General features: G+C 38.9%; 18 protein-coding genes and 2 pseudogenes. 10 read left to right on the plus strand and 10 right to left on the minus strand.

Features of this window, described 5'->3' with window-relative positions; all coding sequences use genetic code 11:
* Positions 1-401: 401 nt before the first annotated feature.
* The 4 genes and pseudogenes from H6G96_RS08420 to H6G96_RS08435 all read left to right on the plus strand — a co-directional run.
* Positions 402-1,736: pseudogene (locus tag H6G96_RS08420) on the plus strand (site-specific integrase); the annotation flags it as partial.
* A gap of 43 nt (positions 1,737-1,779) precedes the next feature.
* Positions 1,780-2,055 (plus strand): hypothetical protein, encoded by a 276-nt coding sequence (locus H6G96_RS08425; RefSeq protein WP_190911021.1) that lies wholly within the window; start codon positions 1,780-1,782, stop codon positions 2,053-2,055.
* Entirely contained in the window at positions 2,040-2,438 is a 399-nt protein-coding gene (locus H6G96_RS08430) for a type II toxin-antitoxin system VapC family toxin (protein ID WP_190911022.1), read from the plus strand. The genes H6G96_RS08425 and H6G96_RS08430 overlap by 16 nt, the downstream gene beginning before the upstream one ends.
* Positions 2,439-2,580: 142 nt before the next feature.
* Positions 2,581-3,672 carry a phospholipase D-like domain-containing protein gene (locus H6G96_RS08435; protein WP_190911023.1) on the plus strand — a complete coding sequence of 364 codons (1,092 nt, stop codon included), beginning with the start codon at positions 2,581-2,583 and terminating at the stop codon, positions 3,670-3,672.
* A 25-nt stretch (positions 3,673-3,697) separates the two neighbouring features.
* Here H6G96_RS08435 and H6G96_RS08440 read toward each other — a convergent pair whose 3' ends face one another.
* From H6G96_RS08440 to H6G96_RS40915, 3 genes are all read right to left on the minus strand, one after another.
* Entirely contained in the window at positions 3,698-4,354 is a 657-nt protein-coding gene (locus tag H6G96_RS08440) for an IS630 family transposase (protein WP_242063201.1), read from the minus strand.
* A complete protein-coding gene (locus H6G96_RS40730) occupies positions 4,252-4,644 on the minus strand; it encodes an IS630 transposase-related protein (RefSeq protein WP_199339432.1) in 393 nt (130 codons plus the stop codon). The genes H6G96_RS08440 and H6G96_RS40730 overlap by 103 nt, the downstream gene beginning before the upstream one ends.
* A gap of 99 nt (positions 4,645-4,743) precedes the next feature.
* Positions 4,744-4,884 carry a hypothetical protein gene (locus H6G96_RS40915; RefSeq protein WP_206757666.1) on the minus strand — a complete coding sequence of 47 codons (141 nt, stop codon included), beginning with the start codon at positions 4,882-4,884 and terminating at the stop codon, positions 4,744-4,746.
* Positions 4,885-4,905: 21 nt separating this feature from the next.
* Here H6G96_RS40915 and H6G96_RS08445 point away from each other — a divergent pair, with 21 nt between their 5' ends.
* Complete coding sequence (locus tag H6G96_RS08445) at positions 4,906-5,241, plus strand: XisI protein (protein WP_190911024.1); 336 nt, start codon at positions 4,906-4,908, stop codon at positions 5,239-5,241.
* 88 nt (positions 5,242-5,329) lie between these two features.
* On the opposite strand, the gene H6G96_RS08450 is transcribed toward H6G96_RS08445, so the two are convergent.
* Entirely contained in the window at positions 5,330-5,899 is a 570-nt protein-coding gene (locus H6G96_RS08450) for a Uma2 family endonuclease (RefSeq protein ID WP_190911025.1), read from the minus strand.
* Positions 5,900-6,063: 164 nt separating this feature from the next.
* On the opposite strand from H6G96_RS08450, the pseudogene H6G96_RS08455 reads away from it, so the two are divergent.
* A pseudogene (locus H6G96_RS08455) lies at positions 6,064-6,427 on the plus strand (XisI protein).
* A gap of 65 nt (positions 6,428-6,492) precedes the next feature.
* On the opposite strand, the gene H6G96_RS08460 reads toward H6G96_RS08455, so the two are convergent.
* On the minus strand, positions 6,493-7,032 hold the full coding sequence (locus tag H6G96_RS08460; RefSeq protein ID WP_190911026.1) for a DUF2267 domain-containing protein: 540 nt from the start codon (positions 7,030-7,032) through the stop codon (positions 6,493-6,495).
* Between the two features lie 250 nt (positions 7,033-7,282).
* Between H6G96_RS08460 and H6G96_RS08465 the strand changes: the two genes are divergently transcribed.
* The gene (locus tag H6G96_RS08465) at positions 7,283-8,080 is read left to right on the plus strand and encodes a dienelactone hydrolase family protein (protein ID WP_190911027.1); all 798 of its coding nucleotides are present in this window, start codon (positions 7,283-7,285) and stop codon (positions 8,078-8,080) included.
* A gap of 90 nt (positions 8,081-8,170) precedes the next feature.
* Here H6G96_RS08465 and H6G96_RS08470 read toward each other — a convergent pair whose 3' ends face one another.
* The 5 genes from H6G96_RS08470 to H6G96_RS08490 all read right to left on the minus strand — a co-directional run bounded on the left by H6G96_RS08470 (position 8,171) and on the right by H6G96_RS08490 (position 15,025).
* A complete protein-coding gene (locus tag H6G96_RS08470) occupies positions 8,171-8,818 on the minus strand; it encodes a methyltransferase domain-containing protein (protein ID WP_190911028.1) in 648 nt (215 codons plus the stop codon).
* 124 nt (positions 8,819-8,942) lie between these two features.
* Entirely contained in the window at positions 8,943-11,144 is a 2,202-nt protein-coding gene (locus H6G96_RS08475) for an ATP-binding protein (protein WP_190911029.1), read from the minus strand.
* Positions 11,145-11,359: 215 nt separating this feature from the next.
* Positions 11,360-11,785 (minus strand): hypothetical protein, encoded by a 426-nt coding sequence (locus H6G96_RS08480; RefSeq protein WP_190911030.1) that lies wholly within the window; start codon positions 11,783-11,785, stop codon positions 11,360-11,362.
* An 893-nt stretch (positions 11,786-12,678) separates the two neighbouring features.
* Positions 12,679-13,638 (minus strand): orange carotenoid protein N-terminal domain-containing protein, encoded by a 960-nt coding sequence (locus H6G96_RS08485; protein ID WP_190911031.1) that lies wholly within the window; start codon positions 13,636-13,638, stop codon positions 12,679-12,681.
* A 736-nt stretch (positions 13,639-14,374) separates the two neighbouring features.
* Positions 14,375-15,025: a TraX family protein gene (locus tag H6G96_RS08490; protein WP_190911032.1), complete on the minus strand. Its 651-nt coding sequence runs from the start codon at positions 15,023-15,025 to the stop codon at positions 14,375-14,377.
* A gap of 545 nt (positions 15,026-15,570) precedes the next feature.
* Between H6G96_RS08490 and H6G96_RS08495 the strand changes: the two genes are divergently transcribed.
* The 3 genes from H6G96_RS08495 (at position 15,571) to H6G96_RS08505 (ending at position 17,720) form a co-directional block, all read left to right on the plus strand.
* Positions 15,571-16,149 (plus strand): hypothetical protein, encoded by a 579-nt coding sequence (locus tag H6G96_RS08495; RefSeq protein WP_109012220.1) that lies wholly within the window; start codon positions 15,571-15,573, stop codon positions 16,147-16,149.
* Between the two features lie 40 nt (positions 16,150-16,189).
* Complete coding sequence (locus H6G96_RS08500; protein ID WP_190911033.1) at positions 16,190-16,669, plus strand: shikimate kinase; 480 nt, start codon at positions 16,190-16,192, stop codon at positions 16,667-16,669.
* 721 nt (positions 16,670-17,390) lie between these two features.
* Positions 17,391-17,720: a hypothetical protein gene (locus H6G96_RS08505; protein ID WP_190911034.1), complete on the plus strand. Its 330-nt coding sequence runs from the start codon at positions 17,391-17,393 to the stop codon at positions 17,718-17,720.
* The last annotated feature ends 113 nt before the right edge of the window (positions 17,721-17,833 follow it).

The following is a 17,833-nucleotide window of genomic DNA, read 5'->3' on the forward strand; positions in this document are numbered from 1 at the left end:
GGTTTTAGCCCCAGGTTATCCTTACTTATCTCACTCTCCCATTTCCCTAAACGGCAGCCTTAGCCTTAGCTTCAGCCTTCTTAGCCTGAGCTTTTTCATTCCAAGGAGCGCCAATTAATCCCCAGGTTGGGCTGTTGAGTGCCAAGTCCATATCGCGTGCGAAGATGGCGAAGCCGTCATAACCGTGATAAGGGCCGGAGTAATCCTTTTTGTGGTTTAATTCTTTTCAACTGTCTAATGTTTGCAGTAAACAGTGTCAGCGATAAACATTGTTTTCTGAGAACACATTTATTTTTAGCCTAAATATAGGCTAAAAACACAGCATAACTAGGTTCAGAACTCACGCATCATCTAAATGTTGTCCTGAGCCAAGGCGATTAAACAATCGCCTGTTTTTTTGCTCATCTCTGCAAGCACAGCAGCAAAAAGAACACATGAGAACGAAAGTACTACTGGAATTAGAGAAAGTTAATCTGCGTTTGAAGTCTGCAAAAGCAAAGGTGACAATTAGAGAATCGAATGGAAGTCTGCAATTACGGGCGACGTTACCAATTAAGCCAGGAGACAAAGATAGTAATGGTACTGGGAGAAAACAATACAATATCAGTTTGAATATTCCCGCTAACTTGGATGGACTCAAGACGGCTGAGGAAGAAGCTTATGAGTTGGGAAAGTTAATAGCTCGTAAAACTTTTGAATGGAATGATAAATATTTAGGAAATGAGGCAATTAAAAAAGAATTTAAAACTATAGGAGAATTACTGGAACAATTTGAAGAAGAGTATTTTAAAACTCACAAGCGTACAACTAAAAGCGAACATACTTTCTTTTATTACTTTTCCCGAACCAAGAGATTTACTAATACCCAAGATTTAGCGATCGCTGCAAATCTGATAAGTTCAATTGAACAAATCGATAAAGAATGGGCTAAATATAATGCAGCTAGAGCGATCGCAGCATTTTGTGTGACATTTAACATCGAAATCGATTTATCTAAATATTCCAAAATGCCGGAGAATAATTCCCGCAATATACCTACAGATGCAGAAATATATGATGGAATTCTCAGGTTTGAAGATTACTTTAATAGTAGAGGTAATCAAGTTAATCAAACCGTTCAAGATAGTTGGCAACTTTGGCGATGGACTTATGGAATGTTAGCAGTTTTTGGTTTACGTCCACGGGAACTTTTTATTAATCCTGATATTGATTGGTGGTTGAGTCGAGAAAATACAGATTTAACATGGAAAGTTGATAAAGATTGTAAGACTGGTGAGAGAGAAGCATTACCATTATATAGGCAATGGATTGAGGATTTTGATTTGAGAAATCCGAAGTATTTGGAGATGTTGAGGGGTGCGATCGCTAAAAAAGATAATACCAATCATGCTGAGATAACGGCGTTAACACAGCGAGTTAGTTGGTGGTTTCGCAAGATAGGATTGGACTTTAAACCTTATGATTTACGTCACGCTTGGGCAATTCGGGCGCATATTTTGGGGATACCAATTAAAGCGGCAGCAGATAATTTGGGGCATAGTGTGCAAGTTCACACAGAAACTTATCAGCGTTGGTTCTCACTCGATATGCGAAAGCTGGCGATTAATCAGGCGTTGAGTAAGAGGAATGAACTTGAGTTGATTAGAGAGGAGAATGCTAAGTTAAGGATGGAGAATGACAAGTTGAGATTAGAGATTGAGAAGTTGAGAATGGAAATAGTTTATAAACAAAGTTAAACTTGCCCAAATACTGATAATATAATAAGCTAGGAGGCGAGTTATGGAAAGCATTAAGATTAGAATATATATAGGTGATGATGGAATTCTGCAAATCCAGCTTCCGCCTGAAATTGCTAACCAAGAATTAGATGTAGTGATTGTCTTTCAACCTGTCATACAAAAATCCTCACAGTCTCCAAACAAAACGCCGGAAGAACTAGGATACTCTCGTAAATTCGTTGAAGAAGTAATAGGTAGTTGGGAAGGTGATACGCTTGAACGTCCAGAACAGCTTCCCTTTGAGGAACGGGAGGAAATTCAATGGCCTACCTCCTAGATACAAATGCATGTATCCAAATTTTGAATTCACCAAATTCACCTGTAGCCCAAAAAACTTTATTAATTCCTTCTAGGGAAATTTATATCTGTACGGTTGTTTATAGCGAACTATATTACGGAGCTTACAAAAGCGCAAACGTTAATAGAAATCTCACTTATCTAGAAAATTTATTTGCTGAGTTTGCTGATTTACCACTGGATCGTCAAGCTGCAAAAATAGCTGGAAATATTCGCGCTCGTCTTAATGCTTTGGGAACTCCAATTGGAGCAAATGATTTATTAATTGCTGCGATCGCTTTAGCAAATGACCTCACACTTATTACCCACAATACCCGCGAATTTAGCCGTATTGATGGCTTGAAGTACGAAGATTGGGAATAGCTGCGTATGAAATAGTCTATACATTATCTGAGGTTCTCATATGAATATATCTAGAATTCCTCGTATTAGGTATTAACACTGATGTTAATCAAAAAAGCATTGATATTATTATGAGATATAGTATATTTTAATATAATATTTTATGAGTAGTAAGCTAATATATCATACCAACGAAAGTATAAATGGTGGATTTTCACCTTTTGATGAAGCTATTCATCAAGTGAGTAATAGTAAAGAATTACTGATAGCTTGTCCTTATATTGATGTTAGCTATATTAAACCATTTTTACGCAAGCAACTAAACTGGCGTATTATTTCTGATATAGAAGCTTGGCTGAGTGCTTTTCAAGATGAAGCACGACAAGACATAGTTAATTTTATCATTGATAATAAATATAAAATCCATCATTATACAAATTTACATACAAAAGTTATTATTGGCGATCATTTATGCTTAATAGGTTCTGCAAACCTGACTAAAATGGGTATTACTCAAAGAGCAGAAATGTCAATTTTGCTAGATGAAAGTAAATACATTAATGAAATTAAACAATGGTTTGAGGATTCATGGTCAAGTAGTAGCGAGATTAATATAACCGAATTAAAAGACTATGTTCATAGAATTATTACAACAAGACCTACACTTGAAAACCAAAATAGTTTTTTAAATTCAGATGCTCCTATTATTAAATCAAACATTATCGTTCAACCTAAAAAACCTGAAAAAAAGGCCAATCAATCAAACACCAAAAAAGATAATGAACCTTGGAATGTCCATTATTTTTATGTAAATATTAAGAAAAGCGAACATCGAAACTGGGATGATTGGCAAAAATATGGTTTTGTTTCTGGTGGTACTAAGGAAGTCTATAGCAAACCTATAAAAAAACTATTTCCGGGGTCGCGTGTATTCGTCTATATACCACCCAAAATTGGTTATGTTGGCGTTGGTCTAGTAACAGATACTGCTATACGTGTAAAAGACTTCACAGTATTGGTCAATGGGCAAAAACTACCAATCCTAGATGTACCACTTATTGCCCCAAAAATGTATGAATATGTCGATGACTTGGATAAATCCGAGTACCTTGCCCGTGTTGAATGGATCAAAACAGTGCCTAAAAGTCAGGCATACTGGGAAAAAGGGCTTTTTACAAACCCGCACACAGCATGTCAAATGAACGATATTCCTACAATACAGAGGTTATCTCAGCATTTCGGATTAAACGATTAAGTGCCATTTACAGCAGATTCGGAGTTTATGAGGTACAGTAGCAGCAATTTGTAAACCAATTTTTGAGATGTTCAGGATTAATTAGTTCAAGTGCTATTTTAATTAAACCATCGACTCCAGATGTATTCTTGGGAGAAAATTGCTTCAGGAACGCTTTTAATTGTGACCACCAATGTTCGATGGGGTTAAATTCAGGGGAATAAGGAGATAAGTACAGAACACTTGCACCAACAGATTCAATTAAGGGTTTAATTTCTTCGACTTGATGTGCAGGAAGATTATCCATCACCACTACTGCACCAATCCATAATTGTGGAAGTAAAAAATGTTCGATAAATACTTTATATACATTCCCGTCCATTGAGCCATTTAAAGTCATGACAGCCAAAACTTTCTTTAAACTGATTCCCCCGATTACACTTACTTTTGCTCCTCGGTAATATGGTTTAAAATCATACACCCTACTGCCGCGTTCGCTTCTGGCATGAGTTCTGGTCAAACCAAGTAAAACACCCATTTCATCAATAAAAACAAGGTTTTCTGGGTCTATTTGTTTTACTTTCTCCCAATACTCTATTCTCAGCTTTTGGACTCTTTCTGTTTTCGCTTGGCTACTGCGTAAAGTCTTTTTTTTCGTGTTAGTTTTTGTTTTTGTAATGCACAGCACATTACACTTGCACATACCCAAACGTTATATTTTTCTCCAAAATACTCGCAGTATTCTGATAAAGTTGCGTCTGGATGGCTTTTAACCATTTCGGCTAATTCGCTACCGTACTCATCCAATTTACCCTTAATTGTTCCACCTTGCTTTTTAGGTTCTAGATGACCTTGGGTTTTCTGTAACTGGAGGAGCTTTTGTACATAGCTTTTTGCTACACCAAATTGAACAGCAACTTTTCTGATTGACGTGCCACCTCGTTCGTATGCATTTACTATTTTTTCTCGCAGATCAATTGAGTACGGTTTCATTTGTAATTCTTGATGCGCTAATATTTATTGTGCCTCATTTACCTCAAATTTGCTGTAAGAATCACGTTCTAGTGCGATCGCATCCTTAATAAAAGTGCGTTATTGCAAATCCCAATGCACCTTCATCATATCAGCAGGCGATCGCATTCCTCGCGTAGGGTGCGTTATTGCATTGATTGACAATGGTTCGGTATTATAAAGGTATTGGGTTCTGGTTCTATCCATGTCTGCAAGAGACACAAAGATTGAGGTGATTGTGCAATGGCAAAGCTAGACCAGTATCGTGAATATATTCAAAATTTACTAACGAATTATGGTAGTTACCAACCTTCAGAGGAAGATGTTGAAATCCAATTGATATTCGATACAGCGCGAGATCATTACCAGATTCTAGAGATTGGTTGGGATGGATATGACCGAATTTATAATTGTGTGATACATCTCGATATCAAAGGTGAAAAGATATGGATTCAGCATAATATGACCGATATCCAAATTGCTGAAGATTTGACTGAGATGGGAGTATCTAAAGAAGATATTGTTTTGGGATTACAGCCATCTTACCTGCGTCAATATACACAATATGGCGTAGCGTGAATTTGTCTAAAAAGTAATTACAGGATAAATCTCTGTTTAGTACGCATCCCTTACTTAGCGTGCGTTGTCGCAAAAAGCCAGAGTTACTTTACTCAAAAACAACGCCGCGATAAATTTCCGCCATCGGCAATTCAATACTAAGTGAGTCTAAAGAAATAGATAACTCTAAACCACTAAAATCACTAAGTAACCAACCTTGGGCTTGTTTACTATAGCGTTCCACAAAAGGTTCATCCTGCTCGACTAATAAATATTCGTTAAAACTCCCAATTGAGCGATACATCCGAAATTTACTAAGTCGGTCGTAATCTGCGGTGGAAGGAGATAGAACTTCAACAATCAGCGTGGGATTCAAGACTTCATCTAAACGATCGCCATTTAGTTGCGGTTCGCCGTCAAAAACCATTACATCTGGATATACTCCGCGTCGATGTTCAGGAATCCACAGCCGTAAATCGCTGTTAATTGGCTCAAATTGAGTATCGCGCAGCACAGAAGTAAAATAGGTCAAAATGTTTCGACCGATGCGGCTATGTTTAAGCGTTCCTCCAGGCATGGGTACAATTTCTCCATCTCGATATTCGCTGCGTCCTTCGGCTTTTTCTTCGATCGCACGATATTCATCCAAGCTGTAGCGGCGCGAGATGGTAGAAATCATAGGTTGTAAGCGATCGCATTAGCTATAAAACAACAATATTATTTTGTCACAGATTTACTTGTGAGGTGATATTATTCTGCGGTCTATATATTTATTCAAACGGTCATTGTGCGTAACAAAATTCCCCTTTTAGTGTATGACACACAAAAACAGGAGATTACAGAATAGATAAGCTAATTTTGTATCGTGAACTAATTCAGAAATTATTGACGGCGCGAGCAAGAGCAAAGTTACGTTCTGAGAGCGATCCAATAGAAAGTCAAACCATTTTTGATACTACAAAAGACCACTATCAGCTTGTGCATGTGGGATGGAAGGATAGTAGTACCCGGATTTATGGCTGTGTGCTGCATATATATCAAGGATGAGAAGATTTGGGTGCAGCATGACGGAACGGAGGATGCGTAGGCGTAGCCCGTCGTAGACATCGCAGATCAACTTGTGAGCGAGGGAGTGCCTAAGCAAGATATTGTGATCGCATATCATGCACCTCATGTACGGCAGTATACAGAGTTTGCTCTTGGCTAAACATATTGAAAAAGCCTGTTTGCGATCGTTACTCGCAAACAGACTTAACTTTTTAATACTTCTAATTAAGCTTGATCCCAAAGCTGACGTACATAATCAGGCAGCGCGCCAGCAATTTCCTGAATCCGCTCTTCGGAAAGTTCGTCTTTGGTAGCAGAAAATACCGCTTTAACTGCCTGTTCTGCCTCGACTGATCCTGGAACCCCTCCTTCATTCGCAACTCGCGTTAGAAATAGCTTGGAATCAATTCCAATGGGAGCCGGGCCTTTTAAAGGTTGACGGATTCGACTTAAAAATCTCACAATCGGATTGGTGTCTTTCCAAAGTTCAGCCACTTCAAACTGGAGTGCTTTTTCATCTGTAGGTATAGCTTCTGTATGCAGTTCTGACTCGACGCGATCAATTGTGTCCGTGGTCATTAAGTCACGCATAACGCGATACACAACTTCGGTAAAGTCTCTTGCGTCATACAAATCTGCAAATCCGCTTCTAACCATAACCTTTTCAAGAAAGGAGTGATGTTCGTCTGCGATCGCAGTTCGAGTATCTTCAATCTCTGTTGGGTCAACTTCTGGAATATTTGTTCTAAAACTTTGATCTGGCATTGTTTTTTCTTCTGGTTATTAATTTTGAGTCTTTATGCTTACTTTATGTAAGGTCGCACAAATCAAAAACCCTTGTAATCTTCCAGAAGTTTGAGATGGTATCTATTCAAAAGTTAGAAATTTCTTTGATCTGCTCATAGCTGTAAAGTCATAGTTGAGGTGAGGAGAGCAATACTGCTGATGTTTGTGCCCATCTGTGTCGAAAACCAGTCAAAATAAATGAGTTGGTATAAAATCAGCCGAAACAAAGATGCTAGAAACAACAAACATCGAAATTAACACCTCTTATGTCAAAGTACCCAACGATGACTTAGAAATCGATGCTTACTTAGCTCAACCAGCACAAAACGGAACTTTTGGCGCGATTATAGTCTTTCCAGAAATTTTTGGAATCAATAGTAATATTCGAGATATTACTGAACTAATCGCTAAACAAGGTTATGTAGCAATAGCCCCCGCGATGTATCAACGTATTGCTCCCGGTTTTGAGGCTGATTTTAGCGCTGAAGATGTTGGGTTTAGTCCAGAAGCATATCGGCTTGGATTGGAATATTATCAACAAGTGAAGTATCAAGAGATATTCAGCGATATTCAAGCTGCGATCGCCTATGTCAAAACTTTACCCAATGTCAAAGATAATGCAATCGGTGTCATTGGTTTCTGTTTTGGCGGTCATGTTGCTTACATAGCTGCAACCTTACCTGATATCAAAGCAACAGCTTCGTTTTATGGTGGCGGGATTACTACTTCTAGTTATGGTGAAGAGACTCCAACCATTAATCGCACCTCAGAAATTAAAGGTACTATCTATGCATTTTTTGGTACAAGAGATACATTAGTTTCCCAGGAAGAAAGCAAACAAATTGAGGCAGAATTAAAGAAACATCAAATAAATCATCGTGTATTTCGATACGATGCAGGACATGGATTCTTTGCTGGATTGTTCAAAGATAAGTACCCATTTATGGAACAACACCCAAGCTACAATCCCGAAGCCGCTCCTGATGCTTGGCAACATATTTTAGAACTGTTTCAAAATCACTTGTAAAATCGCTTTTCTTTCTACTTGACAAAATTTTGAGTAATAACGCACATACTGCGATCGCACTCTTGTTAAATGAGTGCGATCCTATTGCTTTTAAGCTTTGGAATTTTTCAGCAGGAATTGACAACCACATAAAAACGGGTTTGGATTTTCTGTGCGATCGTCCATAAGCACTTCAATGGGAAGCTTGCTCTTATAAATCAATTCGTCATAATCCATCAATGCATCCCACTTGATCTTGCCAGTCGGGAAGCCTAGCTGTGAAGTAGCATCAAATATTAACTCTTGCCATTTTTGAATCTCTGGATCTTGCGATTTGCAGTAATCGAGAATGGCAATAAATGTCCCAGGCTTGGTAACTCGTAGGATCTCCTCAAGAGCAAGAACTGGATCTTTAACGACACTCAAGGTAAATCCCGACGCTGCGGCATCAAAGCTATTATCAGGAAAATCTAGATTGCACATATCTGCTACTTTGAAGGTGATGTCTGCGGATACGCGCTTTTTACGTGCTTCATCCAGCATCTTCTCAGAAAGATCAACACCGACGACATGCACGCCTTCAGGGTAGGCTGAAAGATTAAGACCTGTTCCTACCGCAGCATCTAGTACGGTTTGTCCTGGCTTAAGCTGCAAAGAAGCAATTAGAGGTTCGCGCTCGATGTGCCAGTAACGCTTCATAATTGCGTCATAATCCATTGCACCTTGATCGTAGGTTTCAATCACCTGATTTATCTGCATAGGTTCCTTAACTAATAGAACTACTGATTCTAACCCTCTATAAAGTCGTATAATATGATGATGAATAAAATCTGTATACTGTAATAATACGTAGGTAATCTGACAATACCAAAGTAGTATCCAGTTAAACTACTCTATGAACCTTTAGCTGGAGAGGAACCTGAATGATAAACTCGGTTCCTTTTCCAGCAGTTGAGAAGCACTCCAGTTTGCCGCCATGTTTTTCTGTGATAATTTGGTAGCTGATAGACATACCCATTCCAGTTCCTTTGCCAATGGGTTTGGTGGTGAAAAAGGGATCGAATATTCGTTGCTGAAATTCTTTGGAAATTCCGACTCCATTATCAGCGATCGCCACTTCTACCCAGGTTGAATTAACTACCGATGTCCGAATCTTAATTCGACTAGGATTGTCTTTGATCTCCTGATAGGTGCGCTTGGCATTGCTTTCTTCTAATGCATCAATTGCATTCACTAAAATATTCATAAACACCTGGTTGAGTTGTCCGGCATAGCATTCTACAAGAGGTACATCGCCATAGTCTGTGATCACCTCAATTTCAGGTTGCTCTGGTTTAGCTTTGAGGCGGTGTTGCAAAATCATCAGAGTACTATCGATGCCCTCATGAATATCGACCTTTTTAAATTCCGCTTCGTCGGTGCGGGAGAAGTTCCTCAACGATAGTACAATTTGGCGAATGCGATCGGTGCCCACTTTCATGGAAGACAACATTTTCGGCAAGTCTTCTTGCAAAAACTCCAGATCCATTTCTTCAGCAGCGATTTGTATTTCTGGAGCAGGAACAGAACCATGCTCCTGATACAACTGCACAAGCGTTAATAAATCCTGGGTATATTCTTGGACATGGGCGAGGTTGCCATGAATAAAGTTGACTGGATTATTAATTTCGTGTGCAACTCCAGCAACTAGTTGTCCCAGACTAGACATTTTTTCACTTTGAACAACTTGAGATTGAGTGCGCTGCAATTCCTCTAATGCATTTTTGAGTTCGGTGGTGCGCTCTTCTACCCGGTCTTCTAATTCTTCCTTGCTTTTCTCTAGGGCAGTAAACGTTTCGTACAATTGCCCTGCCATGTGGTTGAAAGAGTTGGATAGGGTATTAAGTTCTCGAATGCCGCTAGTTTCTACTTTCTGATCTAAATTGCCAGATGCCATTGCTTCACTTGCCCAATTCAGGCGCAGAATCGGGCGTACAATCCAATGAGAGGTGAACACGCCCATCACTGAGGCAAGCAACAATGCGCCTAAACAAAGTGCGATCGTGGTGTGCGTGTTGGTATCAATTTGCGCCATGAATGCGCTTTCTGGCACACTCACTACTACTAGCCAATCCAAGCCATACTTGTCACGCCAAGGTACAACATCGACAAAATGCCGTTTTCCTTGCACCTCAAGCTGAAAATCTGTGTCTTGGTTGATGGAGGCAAACCCGTTAAAGGTTTGGAGGTGTCTGGCAATGTTCTGTACGATTGGGTTGGGGCTGTCGATCGCCCGCAATCTCTGAACTTTTTGATTAATCAGGGTAAAGGGCTTCTCTGTGCCAGAATTGGCAACTAACATACCATCCCGTTCTAAAAGGAATACCTGCCCAGACTGACTAACATCTAAAGTGCGTAAAAAATCGCTGAGTTTCAGCAAGTGGATATCTGTAGCAATCATTCCTAGCAAGCGATTTTGTGCATTATAGATGGGACGACTGGCAGAGGCAGCAATGTAGGGGCCTGTTGGAAAATTTGCAGTATAAATCTTTGCCCAGATGGGTTTACCAGCGGCGATGGTTTGGGTATACCAAACTTCGCTGAAATTGTCCCAAGTAAAATGATTATTAACTTGAGTCCTATTACCCTGGTTATCCGTGGCGTAGTTAGTAGTGTTATTAGGAAGGTTGGCAGTCCAATCATCAATGGTAATTGTCTTGCCATCATAACGAGCGACTCCCATCCCCTCACCCGTCGTTAGTCCTATACCAACATAAGTCAGGTCATACGCCTGCATCTGATCCCAGAAATATGTGCCAAGGGTTTTGCGATCGCCTACATTTAATACTCCCCTGCGGATAGCATCTGCGTTAATCTGATTGAGCGTTTGCGGAACGGAAAGATGAGACTTCAAATGTTCATCCACTACATCACTGGTACGATCCATCAACTGCTCTGCCAGGGCGTTAACTGCTCTTTGTCCATTTTTAAAGGACAAATAACCCACTAAACTTACTGCTGCAAAAATTTGGATAAGGAAGGGAACAACAAGAACAATCTGTAATGGAAACGCTTTACCTTCTTTGCTAGGATAGTGAGTTTTCATTGGAAACTAGAAGTTGAGTTTAATCTGATTTACTTCTATAGTTCCCAAGATGCCCACATACTCACCTTTGTTTAAATTTTTTTGTCAAGCTGTAGGGTGCGTTAGGCTGCGCGGCTACTAACGGATAAATATTTTGGTAAAACAGCGATGTCTACGATGGGCTGCGCCTACGCAATTATTTGGGTTTGACAAAATTTTAATTACTAGCGCATATCCTAATTTGTCGCTACCGTTGTCTTTCCATTCTTGCCTTCCAGACTGGCAACAAATGACGGTTGCTCAGTACCAAGAGTTGGCGACTGGCCTCGCAGTCCCTTACGACGCTGGCTTTTAGGAACTCCTCCCGCCATGCCGTATTCCACACTGCTTTTGCCATACCGAGTTCCAACTGCCATTAACATATGTTCTGTCATATCTCCCAACTTGTCTTCTGTTTCCAGCATTTCACGATACAACTTATCTAAGCTGGAAAGGGCACTGTTGTAAGCATTTTCTTTAGATCGCATCGTCTCGATCAGGGTTAAGAAGGCAGGTAAGGTAAGTCCATTGCCTAAATCTAAACTTGGATCAATTGAGTTTATGCTAGCGGCACGGCGCACTGCTCTTTCTAACACTACGGAAGTTCTTTTTCTACGAGCCATGATCTACACCTTGAAATCCAGTACGGTTAATATTATTTACTTTAAAAAATTACGTATAGATCAGCCTGAGAGAATTCTGGCAAATCTGCAATAGCTTTTGCTACATAGAGATAATTACAGCAGATTGCGCGAACTACTTAAATGAGAAAGCAAACTGGAGTTTGAGAAAGTAAAAGCTGCTTTTGCTTGCGGAAAACACCAAAATGAGAAAGCAAACTGGGGTTTGAGAAAGTAAAAGCTGCTTTTGCTTGCGGAAAACACCAAAATGAGAAAGCAAACTGGGGTTTGAGAAAGTAAAAGCTGCTTTTGCTTGCGGAAAACACCGAAATGAGAAAGCAAACTGGGGTTTGAGAAAGTAAAAGCTGCTTTTGCTAACTAAATTCGACTTTATCTATATTTATGGGCTGTAATGCTCAGTTATGATTATCGTGATGGCAATGCGATCGCAAAGCATGATGCTTACAGCCAAATTCAGGAGTCATCATTTATAATTCAGAAGTAAAACAGGCTTTATGTCTAGTTTTGAAACTTAGTTTGTGTACTCCAACAAGTTTAAATCTCCTGTAAATACAGCTGGGTATCAGGTTAGCTACTATAAAAAAGGAATTAACTCAAAAACTTTGGAGAGTCATAGCCAATAACTAAAGCTCGGTTCTAGGTGAACCGAGCTTTGATTGAGATTTTATTTGATGAACGTTATGACGCTTAGAAGATGTTTTAAAAGCCCCAAAAGTTATAATTTCGCAGTTATTTATGCCTGGGTTAAGTACAACGCAAAATAAATGTTTTAGCTATGTACTAATATGCAATGATTTGCTAACTATGAGGGCAAAAAATCTTTTAAAACATCATCTTAAACAAGCGCAATTGCTTTTGTATTAAGACAAAGAATTTTACTTACGAGTTAGGTTAAGCAGTTCTTTGGGAGAAGCAAGCAAGTCAATAGCCACGAAGTAAATTTGACCTTGAGGATCGAGTAAAAATCGCCAAGCAATGTTCATCCCAACATTACCTCCAAACCAAGGAGTTTCGACTGTACCAGTAACTTTATGCTGTGTATAACCATCTTCTATAGTTTCCGAAACACCTTTGGTTGGCTTCATCACTAACCCTTGTCCCTCATCTCTTAGATAGGCAGTGATTGCTTCTCGGCCAACAATTGGTTTTTGGAAAGGTGGTTGCAGCGCACCATTGTTAGCAAATAAAGCAACAGCAGCTTCAAAGTTATCTGCATTCATAGCTTCAATGTATTTCAGCACTGTTGGTTCTGTAACTCCCTCAATAGTAAATTGGGGACTTAGAGATGAGCGTGGGAACTTAAAGTTTATGACTTCTGCCTGTTGTTTATCAGCCAGAGACGGATCAAACCCCATATTTACTACAGTGTTGCGTAGTACTGTAATTTGCTGACTTTGATCGATTTTCTGAACAGCTTCTAGCACTGCTTTAACTTGGGTTGACATTTGATAGCCAACTGGCATGGGAGCGACGATACCCTGTTTCATCCACTCTCCTAACTGCCACCAGAATCCTAGCTTGGCATTGACACCAAAGTATGCATAAGAACGGCTGATAGGAGTATCAGCATTACTCGCTAAATCTCTCATTAACTGCGTTTGTTGTTCATGAGACATCTGCTTAATATCGTTGAATATACCTTCCATTAATTGGAGATTTGCTTTTCCGGGAGCAGCTGGAGTAATTGTACGACCTAGTTCAGCGTAGGCATACCAAAGAAATGCCAATTGATCGTCAACGTTGAGTTTAGCAAACATTGCTGTAGTGGCTGGAACAGCATCTGCCACTTGAGTGCTAGAAAAAATATTCCGTGCAGATTCGATAGTATAACTCATGGTTATTACCTTAAAGATTTACCTATTCAGTAGTTGCTTTCGGCTACATTTTGCAGATTTTAGGGATAAATCTAGGGCATTTTTCCTAGATGACACAATTATCCCTAGATATTTAAATCCGAATTATTATTCACTACTCTGGCATCATAGCTCGTAAACATTAACAAAAGACTAAGATTTATAAGATTTATCTGATGAATATCATTGAAGGAAATATATATCTACATATTTATTTTCAATTTCTGGTCCAATAAAAGTAATTTTAAAAAAAGATATCCTTCTAAAGTAAGATATGTAAATGTATAGCATCTATCTTTGTAGATGAATATATCTAATATTTGAACTTTTTCGGCAAGAAAAATAGAATTTGGTAATTGCTTAAATTAGTTTTTTTAATTAATGTATGGATTGCAGCAGATTTATGTTTGTCCGTAGGTTGGGCTAAATAAAGTGAAGTCTGTCTAAATGTAGACCCTTGCTTCATTGATTAGTAAAATGCAAGTTAAAAATTTTTTGCAATCGCCCTTTAGTCAGGGGATAGTTCTGGCTCAATTTTTTTGCATAACATGAGTTTATTATTTTAGCTTCAAGTATGACCAACATTCCAAATATCCAACGCAAGCTGAACATCCCCCTTGCTAGAATAATGTTTACGATTCAGACGCTCCTGCTTCGCTAACGCTGCACTATCGAGTGTCATAGCTCGTTGTAGACATCACTTATCAAATAGCCAATCCTACCTGGACTGTATTAAATAAGTGATTACACCTAAAATTATTAAATGAGCCGGGTAGAACACATAAAACCATTTAGCCCGCGAGCCTTGTCTACCATTGAATTGAAAAACAATGAATCCTGCAAAAACTGCCCAAATTTGAAATATATAATTTATAGATAAAATTACTAAAATTAAGTGTAAGACGCACCAGTAGAGCAACCATACTCTGGGATTGAGTTTGTCTATTAAAGACATCAATAAAATCACTCCAATCCCATATCCTCCATACTCAAAGCCCAAGACCTCAGAAACTGCTGCACACAATCCAATAATTATTAATTGCTGCCATAATTGTGGACAAAGCTTAACTAAGCGCAACATCACAAGTCCAAGAAGAAGCGTGAAGAGAATATTAAATGAGAACTTTTGGAAAACAACAATATAGATTGGCTGAGATATAATTGCTGTAATTAATAGCCTGCCTCCATAGCGGTACACATTTTGGGTGTGTTTTTCGCCTTTAGCTAGAAGCCATGCAAAGAGGGGAAAGCTCAATCGGCCAATAAAGTGCAATATTAAAAAGTCTGGCATTAGCAGATAGCATACATGATCCATAACCATGAACACTGCGGCTAAGATTTTAATGCTGAAAGCTGAAAATTTAATCATAAGGTTGAGTTTTACCGTTAAAATTGCTAAATAGCTTCTTAGCGATCGCTTGCTGGTTCAAAAAAATATCCTGAGTAAAATTCTTCGCTTCTTAGGGGTTGTCCAAACCTTCAACGCCAGTCCTAAGCTGAAGGAGAGTTTTAGGTAGCTAGGTTGACTGTGGCTCCCTATAGCGTTTCTCGTTTACGTGAGGTACACCTGTAGGGGCACGGCACTGCCGTGACCTTAGACTTCGGAGTATAAGGTTGTACCACATATGAATGGGAACCCGCATCAGCATAATCTTTCGGCTGGAGAGTATTTTCGGAGTATAAGGTTGTACCACATATGAATGGGAACTGCTATAACTTACCCATAGATTCATAAAGCCGATGAATAAAAATCAAGATTTCTAATTTTTATTTGGTAAGAGTAATACAAGAGCGCTACTAAATACTAGCAATTTGATAACATTAACAAAGTTGATGATTGTTTCCGACCCAAATTAGGCGATGTCTACGGTAGGCTAACGCCTACGCCCTCTTCAGCAGATTGGCAAAAACACTATGGCAAAGCGTAAAAAAAGCAATCTCCAGTGGATTAAAGAAACCCTTGAACTAAAGCCTGACCATCATTGGGAATCTCCATCAGGCTATAAAATATTTGTTGCGAATCGTGGGGCTGTTCGCTTCAATGTTCCCCAAGATTGGGTTTTTGAGCCACAAGAAAAATCCTTCAAGTTCCTCGATAAAAAACCACCCAACGATGATTGCTGTCTGGAAGTATCTTTCAATCCTCTGCCACCCAATGATTGGAGCAAGTTTCCGCTAAAATCTACCTTAAAGAAAGTTCTGGAAAACGACAGCCGCAACATCATTGCTAAAGGAGAAATTATTACCGTCAAGCGCCAAACCGCCAAAATTGTCTGGACAGAGATGAAGTTCATTGACACTCAAGAAGAACCACGGGAAGCTTTTTCGCGGACTTGCATTGCTTTGGGGTCGAATATTCAGTGCTTAATTACATTCGATTATTGGGCAGATCAAGCAGAACAATTAATACCCGTTTGGGATGAAGCAATTCGTAGTCTCACACTAGGGTTATATATTCGTGACCCCATGACTGGTTTGGCTTTTCCAGACTGAAGCCCAAAAATAATTGCTCAAACTTCCTTGGCAAATATCAATGAAAACACTATTCATCTTAATTGGCCCAAAAGGAGCAGGTAAAACTCACATTGGAACTGTGGTTGATGCTCATACGGGAATCAAATTTCTTTCTGTAGAGCCAATATGGATTGATCATTTGCAGACTAAGGATCGAGATGGATGGGATATTCTTGAAGAAGAAATCGATCGCCTCTTTAGAAGTAATAATAAAGTAATGATAGAATCCCTTGGTGCAGGAGAGGATTTTGCCAAGTTCTATCAGTCTTTAAAGAATAAGTATCATATCAAATTTATTAAAGTTGAATATGCATTAGATAAGTGCTTAGAACGAGTTATAACTCGAGATAGCACCGTTCACATTCCAATATCTGCTGACAAAGTACAGGAATACAATAAAATTGCTGCTCAGGTTAGTTATAACTGGGATCTAGTAATTGATAATAATTCTCCAGCGTCTGATTTAGAAATCATTCAAGCAATTCAGGCTATTGAATAATTAAGTTGCTCTATCATCTTTAAAATAAAAAACTATGGTTATTCAGTACTTGACCATCACACAGATGGATGAAAATTTTACATCTTTGGTGCAGTCATATTTGCAGAGGCGTGTACTTGGGCTAAATTTGCATTAAAATATACAACAAAAATCAGAATTTATAATTCAGGAGTCAGAAGTAAAACAGGCTTTATATCTGCCTTTGAGGCTTAGTTTGTGTACTTCACTAACTTGAAATCTGCTGTATACTTTTTTGTACCAAAGCAGAATATCAAGAATTCATGCAATCTTGCCCGGAATTTGAACGAATGTCAATGCGATCGCAACAACACTCTACTTCTTTTACTGCGATGTCTACGCTTGGTTATTCGGTGTCGCACTATCTCGTAAATTAGTTTTATTAACGCGCAATCATCGAGATTTGGGCAAAGTACCCAGATTGTTAATTGAGGATTGGACGGTTTAATGCGTAGGCGTAGCCCGTCGCAGACATCGCCTAGTTTATTGTCGAGTGAAGGCGATCGCTACAACAGTCTACTTCTTGTACATCTCACAGATGATCTTTAAAGGCGATCACAACAACGGTCTACTTCTTGTGCATATCGCACATCATTCCTAAATATACAGTGACTTTTTGTAAAGTTTGGGCGAATCATATATCTAACCCTAAAATTTAGAACTATACTAACTTGACTAGCTAATTCTCTAGGAAAATTCATCTGTGATCAGCCTAGCAAGTGTTTCCAATACCGTGTCCGAAATGGAAAGTGATGGTTTAGGTGAAATTGACAACCTTGATAGGCAACTGCATCAGTGCTTCCAGAGTAAATTTTTAGTTCATCCTTCATTGACACGACTTATAGTTAGTTTTCAAGCTAACAAAACTAGACCTATCTATCGGTGGTATAAATATAAAGAAGCTTTTTCTGCATCTCTTATAGAATATCTATTGCAACGATATAAAATTGCTAAAGGCAGGGTAAGCGCATATAAAATCGTAGCTAAAGATACAGAATATTTAACCAAGAGATGGAGAGAGAATCAAATTTGAGTATTAAATATGTTAAGTAGTACGCTAATAAGTAAAGCGTCTATTTTAGATCAGGGTCAGTACTATGGCATCGGGTTTCAACTCTTCTAAGAATCCACCTGCTCTCAAATCAA

It is taken from the genome of Nostoc sp. FACHB-892, from assembly GCF_014698795.1.
In the GTDB taxonomy this organism is placed as follows: domain Bacteria; phylum Cyanobacteriota; class Cyanobacteriia; order Cyanobacteriales; family Nostocaceae; genus Nostoc.